Annotated in this window: 8 protein-coding genes; 2 read left to right on the top strand and 6 right to left on the bottom strand. The window is 71.0% G+C overall.

The window, feature by feature from the left end:
- Nucleotides 1-54: 54 nt before the first annotated feature.
- Nucleotides 55-1,008, top strand: a complete 954-nt coding sequence (locus tag K4G59_RS16535) for a tetratricopeptide repeat protein (RefSeq protein ID WP_231252164.1) — start codon at nucleotides 55-57, stop codon at nucleotides 1,006-1,008.
- Here K4G59_RS16535 and ppdK read toward each other — a convergent pair.
- From ppdK to K4G59_RS16520, 3 genes are read right to left on the bottom strand one after another with little or no spacing between them, the layout of a single operon-like run.
- Nucleotides 994-3,687 carry a pyruvate, phosphate dikinase gene (gene ppdK, locus K4G59_RS16530; RefSeq protein WP_231252163.1) on the bottom strand — a complete coding sequence of 898 codons (2,694 nt, stop codon included), beginning with the start codon at nucleotides 3,685-3,687 and terminating at the stop codon, nucleotides 994-996. The two genes, K4G59_RS16535 and ppdK, sit on opposite strands and share 15 nt — an antisense overlap.
- A 14-nt stretch (nucleotides 3,688-3,701) precedes the next feature.
- On the bottom strand, nucleotides 3,702-4,442 hold the full coding sequence (locus K4G59_RS16525; protein ID WP_231252162.1) for an NUDIX hydrolase: 741 nt from the start codon (nucleotides 4,440-4,442) through the stop codon (nucleotides 3,702-3,704).
- 41 nt (nucleotides 4,443-4,483) lie between these two features.
- Nucleotides 4,484-6,334: a multicopper oxidase domain-containing protein gene (locus tag K4G59_RS16520; RefSeq protein WP_231252161.1), complete on the bottom strand. Its 1,851-nt coding sequence runs from the start codon at nucleotides 6,332-6,334 to the stop codon at nucleotides 4,484-4,486.
- Nucleotides 6,335-6,509: 175 nt separating this feature from the next.
- Between K4G59_RS16520 and K4G59_RS16515 the strand changes: the two genes are divergently transcribed.
- Nucleotides 6,510-7,388, top strand: a complete 879-nt coding sequence (locus K4G59_RS16515; RefSeq protein ID WP_231252160.1) for a hypothetical protein — start codon at nucleotides 6,510-6,512, stop codon at nucleotides 7,386-7,388.
- 27 nt (nucleotides 7,389-7,415) lie between these two features.
- On the opposite strand, the gene glgB is transcribed toward K4G59_RS16515, so the two are convergent.
- The 3 genes from glgB to treS are packed head-to-tail and all read right to left on the bottom strand — an operon-like array spanning nucleotide 7,416 to nucleotide 12,441.
- Nucleotides 7,416-9,311: a 1,4-alpha-glucan branching protein GlgB gene (gene glgB / locus K4G59_RS16510; RefSeq protein WP_231252159.1), complete on the bottom strand. Its 1,896-nt coding sequence runs from the start codon at nucleotides 9,309-9,311 to the stop codon at nucleotides 7,416-7,418.
- On the bottom strand, nucleotides 9,308-10,717 hold the full coding sequence (locus K4G59_RS16505) for a maltokinase N-terminal cap-like domain-containing protein (RefSeq protein ID WP_231252158.1): 1,410 nt from the start codon (nucleotides 10,715-10,717) through the stop codon (nucleotides 9,308-9,310). The genes glgB and K4G59_RS16505 overlap by 4 nt, the downstream gene beginning before the upstream one ends.
- Nucleotides 10,714-12,441 (bottom strand): maltose alpha-D-glucosyltransferase, encoded by a 1,728-nt coding sequence (gene treS, locus K4G59_RS16500; RefSeq protein WP_231252211.1) that lies wholly within the window; start codon nucleotides 12,439-12,441, stop codon nucleotides 10,714-10,716. The genes K4G59_RS16505 and treS overlap by 4 nt, the downstream gene beginning before the upstream one ends.
- Nucleotides 12,442-12,472 lie beyond the last annotated feature (31 nt).

The raw sequence follows: 12,472 nt of genomic DNA, 5'->3' as shown, positions 1-12,472 counted from the left end.
CGAGGCTACCGACCCGTGCCCGCGCCCGTGGCGTCTCTCCCTAGGATTGTGTCCATGACGCAGCAGCCGTTCAGCCGCCCAGGTGCCATCGACCTCTCCGGGCTGGGCAAGCCCGCCCCGCAGCCCGCCGCTCCCGCAGGTGCCCCGACCGGTGCGCAGACCGGTACGCCGACCGGCGCCGCGTCGTCGTACAGCGTGGTCGTGGACGAGCAGAACTTCCAGGGGATGCTCGAGCAGTCGATGACCGCACCGGTGCTCCTGGCCTTCTACAGCCGCACCCGGATGCCCGAGAGCGGGCAGCTCGCCGACGACCTGGCGACCGTGGTGGGCGAGCACGAGGGCCGCTTCCTGCTCGGCCTCGTCGACATCGACGCCGCGCCGCAGATCGCGCAGGCCATGCAGATCCCCTCGATCCCGCTCGTGGTCGCCGTGGTCGACGGACGCCCGATGCCGCTCCTGCAGGACCCGCTGCCGATCGAGGAGCTGCGCACCGCGCTGACCCAGGTCGCCCAGCAGCTCACCACGCAGGGAATCACCGGCCGGCACCAGCCCCGCACCGGCGGCGCGCCCTCCGCCGAGGGCGAGGAGGAGGTCGTGGATCCCCGCTACGCGCCCGCCCAGGACGCGCTCGCAGCCGGTGACATCGACAGCGCCGTCGCGGAGTACCAGAAGCTCGTCGAGGCCAATCCCGCGGACGTCGAGGCGGCCGGCGGCCTGGCGATCGCCAAGGTCATGCAGCGCACCCAGGGCGTCGACCTGGCCCAGGCGCGAGCCGCCGCGGCCGACGCCCCCGACGACGTGGACGCCCAGACGCTGGTCGCCGACCTCGACATGCTCGGCGGGCACGTCGAGGACGCCTTCACCCGGCTGGTGAACCTGGTCGCGCGCACGGCCGACCCGGAGCGGTCGAAGGCCCGCGACCACCTGCTCGGGCTCTTCGCCGCAGTCGGCAACGACGACCCGCGCGTGCTCGCGGGTCGTCGCAACCTCGCCTCAGCGCTCTTCTGAGTCGCGCTTGCCCAGGACCGAGCGTCCGGCCTCGAGCCGGGCCACCGGCACCCGGAAGGGCGAGCACGAGACGTAGTTGAGCCCGACGTCGTCGAAGAAGTGGACCGATCGCGGGTCGCCGCCGTGCTCGCCGCACACGCCGACCTTCAGGTCGGGCTTGGTCTCGCGGCCCTTGGTCGTGCCCATCTCGACCATGCCACCCACGCCGCGCTGGTCCAGGGACTCGAACGGCGAGACGTCGAAGATGCCGTGCTCGAAGTAGCGCGAGAAGAACGACGACTCCACGTCGTCGCGGGAGAAGCCCCACGCCATCTGGGTCAGGTCGTTGGTGCCGAAGGAGAAGAAGTCGGCACGCTTGGCGATCCGGTCGGCCAGGAACGCGGCGCGCGGCAGCTCGATCATCGTGCCGATCGCGATGTCGAGCTTGATGCCGCGGTCCTCCTCGACCTCCGCGATGACCCGCTCGATGTCCGCCCGGACGATCTCGAGCTCGCGGACGCTGGCGACGAGCGGCACCATGATCTCCGGTCGGGGGGTGCCGTGGACGGCCATCCGATCGGCAGCAGCCTCGGCCATCGCCCGCGCCTGCATGAGGAAGAGGCCGGGGATCTGGATCCCGAGCCGGACGCCGCGCAGCCCGAGCATCGGGTTCTGCTCGTGGAGGCGCCGCACGTGGGTGAGCAGGGTGGCGGCGCGCTGGTCGACCTGGCCGCGCTCCTCGGCCAGGGCCACCTCGACGCTCAGGTCGGTGAGGTCGGGCAGGAACTCGTGCAGCGGCGGGTCGAGGAGCCGGATGGTCACCGGCAGGCCGTCCATCGCCTCGAGGATCTCGGTGAAGTCCTGGCGCTGCAGCGGCAGGAGTGCGGCCAGCGCCCCTTCCACACCGGCCTCGTCCTCGGCGACGATCAGCTTCTCGACCAGCTCGCGCCGCTCGCCGAGGAACATGTGCTCGGTGCGGCACAGGCCGATGCCCTGGGCGCCGAAGCGACGAGCACGGGCGGCGTCCTCCGGGGTGTCGGCGTTGGTGCGCACCCGCAGGCGGCGGGCGCCGTCGGCGTGCGCCATGATCCGCGCGACCGCGTGGGCGAGGTCGTCGTCGAGCTTCTCGCCCTCGAAGTGGCGCACGACGACGGAGTCGGCCACCGGCACGGCACCGGCGAAGACCTCGCCGGTGGTGCCGTCGATGGAGATCACGTCGCCCTCGCGGACGGTCTCGCCGTCGCGGACGCGGAACTCCTTGGCCTTGGTGTCGACGTCGAGCGACTCGGCGCCGCACACGCACGTCCTTCCCATGCCGCGCGCCACCACGGCGGCGTGCGAGGTCTTGCCTCCCCGGCTGGTGAGGATCCCGCGAGCGGCGACCATGCCGCGCAGGTCGTCGGGGTTGGTCTCCTTGCGCACCAGGATCACGTCCTCGCCCCGCGCCGCCCACTCGACGGCGGTGTCGGAGTCGAAGACGCACCTGCCGACGGCCGCGCCGGGTGAGGCGTTCATCCCCTGGGCGAGCAGGGTGCGCTCGGAGGTCGCGTCGAAGCGCGGGAACATCAGCTGCGCGAGCTGGTCGCCGGTCACCCGCAGGACGGCCTCGTCCATCTGGATCAGGCCCTCGTCGACCATGTGGACGGCGATGCGGAACGCCGCCTCCGGTGTCCGCTTGCCGACGCGGGTCTGGAGCATCCAGAGCTTGCCGCGCTCGACGGTGAACTCGATGTCGCACATGTCGCGGTAGTGCCGCTCCAGGCGCGTCATGATGTCGAGCAGGTCGTCGTGGGACCGGCGGTCGATCTCGGCCATGTCGGCCAGCGTCACCGTGTTGCGGATCCCGGCGACGACGTCCTCGCCCTGCGCGTTCTGCAGGTAGTCGCCGTAGACGCCCTGCTCGCCGCTCGCCGGGTCGCGGGTGAAGGCGACGCCGGAGCCGGAGTCCATGCCGAAGTTGCCGAAGACCATCGCCTGCACATTGACCGCCGTGCCGAGGTCCTCGGGGATCCGCTCCTGGCGCCGGTAGAGGCGCGCCCGGTCGGTGTTCCAGGACTCGAAGACCGCACGGATCGCGAGGTCCATCTGCTCGCGGGGGTCCTGGGGGAACTCGTCGCCGGTCTCTTCCTCGATGATCGCCTTGAACCGCTCGACGAGTGCGCGAAGGTCGTCGGCGCCCAGGTCGAGGTCGGACTCGGTGCCGAGGGCGCGCTTGGTCTCGTCGAGGGCCTCGGCGAAGAGCTCGCCGTCGACGTGGAGCACCGTCTGGCCGAACATCTGGAGCAGGCGCCGGTAGGAGTCGAGGGCGAAGCGCTCGTCGGAGCTGCGCGCAGCGAGGCCGCCGACCGACTCGTCGTTGAGCCCGACGTTGAGGACCGTCTCCATCATCCCGGGCATGGAGAACTTCGCACCCGAGCGCACCGACACCAGCAGCGGGTCTCCTGCGTCGCCCAGACGCCTGCCCATCGCGGACTCGAGCCGCTCGAGGTGCTCGGTGACCTCCTCGGCGAGGCCGTCCGGCTCGCCGCCCTCGCCCGACTCCTGCAGCGCCAGGTAGGCCCGACAGGTCTCGGTGGAGATCGTGAAGCCCGGTGGCACCGGGAGCCCGAGGTTGGTCATCTCGGCGAGGTTGGCCCCCTTGCCGCCGAGGAGGTCCTTCTGGTCCTTGCTGCCTTCTGAGAATTCGTAGACCCAAGCCATGCAGGCATCTTGCCTCAGCGACCGGACTCCGTATACGGCTCGTGGCCGCCGACCGCGGCCCGGATGCGTCGCGCGGTGAAGTCGGCGGCGAGCTCGTCGACCTCCTCGAGGGTGCAGAAGCGGGCGTCGCGGATCTCGCGCTCCTGCTTGACCACGGCGTCGAGGACCGATGCCTGGTGGGTGCCCCCGTCGAAGACCAGGCAGACCGCGTCGTCCCAGCCGCCCCAGGCAGGCAGCCAGTCGGTGAGCACGAGCGATCGCGCCGCGAGGGTCAGGCCGAGCTCCTCCTCCACCTCGCGCTCCACCGCGATGCGCGGGGACTCGCCCACCTCCACGACGCCGCCCGGCAGGTCCCAGTCGCGCTTGTAGGTCAGCTGGCACAGCAGCACACGGTCGTCGGTGTCACGCACCAGCATCTGCGAGATGGCCCGCTTGCGAGGGAGGAACGAGTTGAGCAGCGAGCGGAAGCCCCCCGGCTCGTGGACCGGCTCGTCGGTGACGAGCCGGGCGAAGACGATCTGGTCGCGCGGCTGTCCGTCGGAGCCCACACCACGGCGTACACCCTCGCGGTGCAGGCCCGCCCAGGTGGCGGCCCGCTGCGCCACCGCGTCGTCGGCGTCGACCAGCGCCTCGACGCGGGGCTGCTCGGTCATCGCCTCGGCGATCTCGCGCCGCAGCTCGTCGGTGCTGACCTCGCCCGTCCAGGCGAGGCGTACGACGCCCTCGGCGGGCGTCACGGTGATCGGGCTGGGCACGCCCTCACCCTAGCCGCGGCACCGCAGCGCAGCGGAGGACGTCATCGGGTGACGTCGAAGCGCGCCATCATCCCGTGGTCCTCGTGATCGAGCATGTGGCAGTGGATCATGAAGGGGCCGGTGTAGTCGGTGAAGCGGGCGGCGATCTCGACCTCCTCCCCGGGCTCGAGCCGCCAGGTGTCCTCGAGCCCGCGCTCCCACGGCGGTGGGCGCCGTCCGTCACGCAGGAGCGTGCGCCACTGCTGGGCGTGGACATGGACGTAGTGGGTGACGTCGCTGGTGTTGCGCAGCCGCCAACGCTCCACCGTGCCGAGGCGTACGCGGTGGTCGACCCGTCCCGGATCGAAGGCACGCCCGTTGATGGACCAGGCGCTACCGCGGCGCGACTCCTCCAGGCCGAAGGTCCATGTCTTCGCCACCGAGGCCCGGACAGGCGCGACCAGCCGGGGTGACGGCAACCGTGACGGCAGCCGCGAGGAGTCCCTCGCCGGTCGGCCGACCCGGAACTCCATGACGGCGGTCTCGCGCGCGTCGTCGCCCGTCGTCCCGCGCGCGGCCGGGACCGACGCGAGCACGAGACGTTGCCCCGTCGCACCGCTGAAGTCCACGACGACGTCGGCCCGCTGCGCCGGCCCGAGCAGCACGCTCGAGCGTACGACGGACTTCGGGAGCAGACCGCTGCCGGTGCCGACCTGCAGGAACGGCCTGCCGTCGGACAGGGTGAAGTTGTAGCTGGAGAACGGCGACGAGTTGAGCAGGCGCAGGCGGTGGCGGGTCGCCGACACCGCAAGGTACGGAGCGTGGCGGCCGTTGACCAGCACCGTGTCGCCGACCGTGGCGTCGTCGGGGGGCGCGTTGTCACCCGTCCACGACATCTCGCCGTGGTGACCCACCATGTCGGGCCCGTCCGCGAACGGGTCGGTCAGCTGGTTGCCGCTCGTGAACGAGCGTTCCGAGATCATCAGTGGCACGTCGCGTCGCCCCGTGGGCAGCCGGAGCCCCGGGACGGGAGGGTCGGTGACGATGAACATGCCCTGCAGCCCACGCCAGTTGTTGCGGGCGGTGCGGTCCATGCGGTGGTCGTGGTACCAGAAGAAGGATCCCGGCTCCGGGCGGCCGTCGACCACCAGTGGGTATCGATAGGTCCGCCCCTCGCCGCGACGGATGAGGTGGGAGGTCGGCTGCCCGTCGTCCGCGGACGCGTGGTGGTCGCCGTGGAGGTGGGTCGACATGGCACCGGCGCCGCGGGGGAGGCGGTTGACGACGGTGACCTCGGTGCCTCGCCCGCCGCGTCGCTTGATGGTGGGCCCCGGGTAGGTGCCGTCGTAGGTCCACATCGAGGTGCGCGGCCCCTCGGGAAGGGTCCGGACCTTCGCCCGCCGCATGACCAACCTGATGTCGGCTCCGCGCCGCGTGCTCGGGACGACCAACGGCTGCTCGAAGCGCGTGTGCTCGGGCTCGACCCCGCCGGCGACACCCTCGACGGTGATCACCCCGCGCATGGAGGGGTGGAACTTGCAGAAGAACGTCCACGCGCCGGCGGACAGTCCCTCGACGCCCGGGACAGTCACCGACGTGCCGGCCGGAACCCGCACGTCGAACACGGGCGCCCCGTCAGACCTGCGTGCGACCGAGGTGACGGTGTGGTCCATGGTGTCGAGGTTGACCACGGTGACGGTCCCGCCACCGCCGACGGTCACCTCGGGCGTGGCGAAGCCGGTGCGGGTGCCGCCCTCCTCGACGACGATCGTGGCGTTGCGCACCGGCTGGGCTGCCGCCGTTCGTCCGCCCGGGCGCTGGACCGCGCCCACGTCGAGAACCACCGCCACTGCCACGAACGCGACGACGCCGACCAGCCAGACCACCGGCCCGCTGCGCAGGATGCCCGTCATCGTCCCGAGTGTGCATGACGAGCACGGCGTCGGCACCTGCGCGCGGCGCTGGTCTGGACCTCGCGCGAACATGGTGAAAATCGGTGATGACGACTCCCCGGATCCGTGGCACTACTGGAAGACGGTGCCGACGGGCGGCACTCTCGCTCACGAGAAGGGTCGGACCATCATGCACGTGCCCACCGGACTGCGCAGGGTGGTGGCGGTCGTGTGCGCCACAGCGCTGGCGAGCTCGCCCGCCCTGCTCGCTCCCACGACTGGCGCCGCCTCCGGCGCAGCCACCACCACGACCGCCGCACGCGCGGCGATGCCCCACCTCGTCGCGACACTGACGAAGAAGACGATCAGGGTGAAGGGCCCGAGGAGCCTGAGGGCTGGGCGGGTGCACCTGGAGGTCAAGGGCCCCGGGATCGTCGAGTTCGTGACCTTCAAGAAGGGCTACGACGTCGACGACTTCACCGCCGACGTCAACAAGTTCGGTGCGAAGAACAACATGAAGGCGCTGAGGCGGGCAATCACCCGGTCCACGATCGTCGGCGGTCTCGCCGGCGGCGGCTCCGGCACCATCGTCTTCCCACGTCCGGGCGCGTACACGCCGTTCTCCATCGGCGAACGCGGCCTCGTGACCGGCAGGACACTCGTCGTCAGGGGACCCGCGCGGTCGTCCTCGGCGCCGCGGACCGACGGCGTCGTCCTCGCCAAGGGCGGACCTGCCTGGGGCGGTGCGTCCGGGCTCCCCGCCGAGGGCCGCTTCCTGTTCAAGAACAAGCGCAGCTCGGGGATGCCGCACTTCGTCGTGCTGCAGCAGGTGGCGTCCGGGACGACCACGGACCAGGTGCTGGACTTCCTGCAGAGCGAGGAGCAGGGACCGCCTCCGTCGTGGCTGCTGCCCGGCGAGCTGGCGACGGGCACGCTCAGCCCCGGGCGAAGCATGACGGTCGACTACGAGCTGCCACCGGGCCAGTACGTGGTGATGTGCTTCTTCCCCGACCCCGACATGGGCGGCATGCCGCACGCGATGATGGGGATGCTGAGGATGATCACCCTCACCTGACCAGCGGTCCGGCTCCGGGCCGCCGCTTCAGTCGGCGGCCCGGAACCAGACCGTCGCGAGCGGGGGCACGACGATGTCGGCGTGCGCCGGCTGGCCGTGGTGCTCACCGGCGACCGCGGTGATCGAGCCCAGGTTGCCCACCCCGGAGCCGTAGTAGGACTCGGCGTCGGTGTTGAGCACCTCGGTCCACCGCCCGGCCTCCGGGAGCCCCAGGCGGTAGCCCTCGTGCGGGGTGCCGGCGAAGTTGGCCACGCAGACCAGGTCGGGGTGGCCGGGGGAGCGACGCACGAACGAGAACGTGTTGCGCCCCGCGTCGTTGGCGTCGATCCACGCGAAGCCTGCGGGGTCGTTGTCCCGACCCCACAGCGCGCCCGAGGCGGCGTACGTGGCGTTCATGTCGCGGACCATGGCGTGCACGCCGGCGTGCTCGGGGTGCTCGAGGAGCCACCAGTCGAGCTCGCGGCTCTCGGCCCACTCGGACTCCTGACCGAACTCGCAGCCCATGAAGAGCAGCTGCTTGCCGGGGTGGGCCCACATGTAGGCCAGGTAGGCGCGCAGGTTGGCCAGCTGCTGCCAGCGGTCTCCCGGCATCTTGCGCAGCAGGGACCCCTTGCCGTGCACGACCTCGTCGTGGCTGATCGGCAGGACGTAGTTCTCCGCGTAGGCGTAGACCAGCGAGAAGGTCATCTGGCCGTGGTGGTGGCTGCGGTAGAGCGGGTCCTGGGAGACGTAGTTGAGCGAGTCGTGCATCCAGCCCATGTTCCACTTGAAGCCGAAGCCCAGGCCGCCGTCGCTGGTGGGCCCGGTGACGCCGGGCCACGCGGTGGACTCCTCGGCGATCGTGACGATGCCGGGGACGCGCTTGTAGACGGTGGCGTTCATCTCCTGGAGGAACTGCACGGCCTCGAGGTTCTCGCGGCCGCCATGGACGTTGGGCGACCACTCGCCGTGCTCGCGGGCGTAGTCGAGGTAGATCATCGAGGCGACGCCGTCCACGCGCAGGCCGTCGGCGTGGTACTCCTCGAGCCAGTAGACCGCGTTGGCGTAGAGGAAGTTGCGGACCTCGTGGCGCCCGAAGTTGAAGATGTGCGAGCCCCACTCCTTGTGCCAGCCGCGCTGGGGGTTGGGGTCCTCGTAGAGCGGCGTGCCGTCGAAGCGCGCCAGTGCCCACTCGTCGGTGGCGAAGTGACCGGGCACCCAGTCGAGGATGACGCCGACGCCGGCCTGGTGGAGCCGGTCGATGAGCCGCTTGAGCCCGTCGGGGTCGCCGAAACGGGCGTCGGGGGCGAAGTAGGACGTGACGTGGTAGCCCCACGAGCCGCCGAAGGGGTGCTGCATCACCGGCATGAACTCGACGTGCGTGAAGCCGAGGTCGGAGACGTACGGCACGAGGGCGTCGGCCAGCTGGTCCCAGGTGTAGATCTCGCCGGAGTAGTGCTTGCGCCACGAGGCGAGGTGCACCTCGTAGATCGACATCGCCTCGTCGACGGGCTGGCTGGTGCGACGCGCCTCCAGCCAGGCGTCGTCGTTCCACTCGTGCTGGGAACGCCAGACCACCGAGGCCGAGCTCGGCGGCTTCTCGGCGTACTGCGCGAGCGGGTCGGCCCGGTCGCCCCACTGGCCGTCCGCGCCGCGGAGCCGGTACTTGTACTGCGAGCCGGAGCCGACGCCCTCGACGTGGGCGTGCCACACGCCCGAGCCGTCGAGCTTCGTCATGGGGTGGGCCGCGCCGTCCCAGCCGGCCCACTCGCCGGCCACCTGGACCTCGAGCGCGTTGGGCGCCCAGACCCGGAAGGAGGTGCCGGTGTCGGTCGGCTGCGCGCCGAGCACCCTCCACAGCTCCTCGTGGCGGCCCTCGCCGATGAGGTGGAGGTCGAGCTCCCCGGGGGCGTAGGTGCGGGTGGTGCCGTGCGGGTCGGTCATGACGTCTCTCCCAACGCTGCCAGCGGGATGGACAGCCATCCCGGTCGGTTGCGGGCTTCGTAGACGGCCTCGTAGACGGCTTTGTCCGCGAGGTAGGCATCGAGCAGCAAGGTGGCGGCCGCGTCGACGTCGTCACCGCGTTTCGCGGTGTAGGCGGCGAGGAAGGCCTCGCGGTTGCGGGCCGACCACTCCGCGGCCCGGTAGGTCCGCTGGTCGGCCTCGCCGGCGTCGTAGTCGCCCGCGGTGAGGGCGACCACGCGCGGGGCGTAGTCGAAGGAGCGGATCATCCCCGCGACGTCGCGCCACACCGAGTCGGGCTTGAGCCGCTCGGCGAGCGGCTTGGCCGGCTCGCCCTCGAAGTCGACGATCTTCCAGCCGCGTGCGGTGCGCAGCGTCTGGCCCAGGTGCAGGTCTCCGTGGACCTGCTGGACCTCGACGCGGTCGAGGTCGCGCAGCCGGGCGTACGTCGCCCGCAGGCCCGCCTCGTGCTCGGCCAGGCCGGGCACCACCTCGAGAGCGGCCTCGAGCCGCCCCTCCATGGCGCTCGCCAGGGCGCCGACGGCGTCGGCGTCGCGCTCCTCCACGGGGAAGTGCGCGGCCAGGTCGGCGTGGACCTCGGCCAGCGCCACGCCCAGGCGGGCGGCCTCTCCCGCGAAGTCACCGCCGACCTCGTCGGCGTGCAGGTCGGCCTCTGCGAAGAGGTTGCGGACGCTGGCCAGCGCCAGGTCCCAGCCGTCGCTGGCGGTGCGCAGGAACTGCTGCAGCATCGCGAGCTGGATGGTGGTGTTGGTCTCCTCGTCCACCAGGTCGAGCCAGCCGTAGAGCGAGGCGACGTGGGTCGACCCGGCCTCGGTGAGCACCTGGTGGATGGCCACGTCGGGGTTGACCCCGGGCGTGACCTTGCGGAAGACCTTCATCAGCGCGTCCTCGCCGAACGCGACCGAGGAGTTCGACTGCTCGCCCGAGAACAGCGTCGAGTGCGCCTCGAGGTCGAGGTCGTGTCCCGGCAGGCTGTGGAAGGCGAGCTGACCGCGGTCGGTGCTGGACGGCGGCGCGGCGAACGCGCGCAGCCACAGCGCCATCGACTCCCGGTCGTGGAGGGCGTCGTAGACGAAGGTGTGGCCGAACGACGAGTCGTCCCACTCGCCGACCAGCGCGTGCGCCAGGCGCTCCTGCGGCTCGGAGTAGAACGCCAGCGGGAGCTGGTAGAGCTCGCTCTCCTCGCCCTGCTCGGAGCGGTAGGCCACCTCGGCGAGGTCGATCGAGACCCGCAGCCCGGGCGGTGCGTCCGGCAGCTCACCGACACGGCGTACGCCCGCCAGCGACCACTCGCGCCCCTTGCCGCCGAACCAGCGGGCCTCGCCGATCCACGTCGTCAGGTCGTGCGTCCTGGTCTCGTCACTCACTGCTCCACCCCCGAGCCGTTCGGATCCGTCAGTCGCAGCCACAGGAAGCCGTAGCCGCCGAGCGTCAGCAGGTAGGGCAGCTCGCCGATGGCCGGGAACGGCACGCCGCCGAGCAGCTCGACGGGCACCATGCCCTCCCAGTGGCGCAGGTCGAGCTCGACCGGCTGCGGGAAGCGCGAGAGGTTGTTGACGCACAGGATGACGTCGCGCCCGTCGTCGGTCTCGTGCTCGCGGATGTAGGACAGCACGCTCGGGTTCGAGCCGCCGAGGTCGACGAAGTCGCCGAGGCCGAACGCCGGGTGGCGGCGCCGTGCGTGCACGAGGCGCCGGGTCCAGTGCAGCAGCGAGGAGGTGTTCTCCAGCTGCGCCTCCACGTTCACCGACTGGTAGCCGTAGACCGGGTCCTGGATCGCCGGCAGGTGGAGCTTGCCGGGCGTGGCGTTGGAGAAGCCCGCGTTGCGGTCGGGCGTCCACTGCATCGGCGTACGCACGCCGTCGCGGTCGCCGAGCCAGATGTTGTCACCCATGCCGATCTCGTCGCCGTAGTAGAGGACCGGCGAGCCGGGAAGTGACAGCAGGATCGCGGTGAAGAGCTCCATCCGGTTCACGTCGTTGTCGAGCAGCGGCGCGAGCCGGCGGCGGATGCCGATGTTGGCCTTCATCCGGGGGTCGTGGGCGTACTCGGACCACATGTAGTCGCGGTCCTCGTCGGTGACCATCTCCAGCGTCAGCTCGTCGTGGTTGCGCAGGAAGATGCCCCACTGGCAGCCGTCGGGGATCGACGGCGTCTGCTCGAGGATCTCCGAGATGGGGAAGCGCGACTCGCGACGCACGGCCATGAAGATGCGCGGCATCACCGGGAAGTGGAACGCCATGTGGCACTCGGTGCCGACCCAGCGGCCGTCCTCGGTCTGCTCGGGGCCGAAGTACTCCACGACGTCGGCGGGCCACTGGTTGGCCTCGCACAGCAGCACGCGGCCGGGGTAGTGCTCGTCGACGAAGCGGCGGCACTTCTTGAGGAAGTCGTGCGTCTCGGGCAGGTTCTCGCCGTTGGTGCCGGGGCGCTCGTAGAGGTAGGGCACGGCGTCGAGGCGGAAGCCGTCGAGGCCCATGTCGAGCCAGAACGCCATCGCGTCCAGCATCGCGTCGTGGACCTTGGGGTTGTCGAAGTTGAGGTCGGGCTGGTGGTGGAAGAACCGGTGCCAGAAGTACTGCTGGCGCACCGGGTCCCACGTCCAGTTCGAGGGCTCGGTGTCGACGAAGATGACCCGGGCGTCCTGGTAGAGCTCGTCGGTGTCGGACCAGACGTAGAAGTCGCCGTAGGGACCCTCGGGGTCGCTCCGGCTGGCCTGGAACCACGGGTGCGCGTCGCTCGTGTGGTTCATGACGAAGTCGATGATCACGCGGATGCCGCGCTGGTGGCAGGCGTCGAGGAACTCGTGGAAGTCCTCGACCGTGCCGCACTCGGGGAGGATGTTGTTGTAGTCGGCCACGTCGTAGCCGCCGTCGCGCAGCGGCGAGGTGAAGAACGGCGGCACCCACAGGCAGTCGACGCCGAGCCACTCCAGGTAGTCGAGCTTCTCGATCAGGCCCTTGAAGTCACCCGTGCCGTCGCCGTTGGAGTCGCGGAACGAGCGGACGAGCACCTCGTAGAAGACGGCCGTGCGGAACCAGTCCGGCTCCGCGTTGAGCACCGCCGTGGCGGCCCCCGCGTCCGTCGGCATGTGGGCCGACGTGGGATGGGCTGGCGCGTGG

Source organism: Nocardioides furvisabuli (genome assembly GCF_021083185.1).
GTDB classification, from domain to species: Bacteria; Actinomycetota; Actinomycetes; order Propionibacteriales; family Nocardioidaceae; genus Nocardioides; species Nocardioides furvisabuli.
The sequence above is the reverse complement of the archived record's forward strand: the minus strand, read 5'-3'. Positions and strand labels throughout refer to the sequence as shown.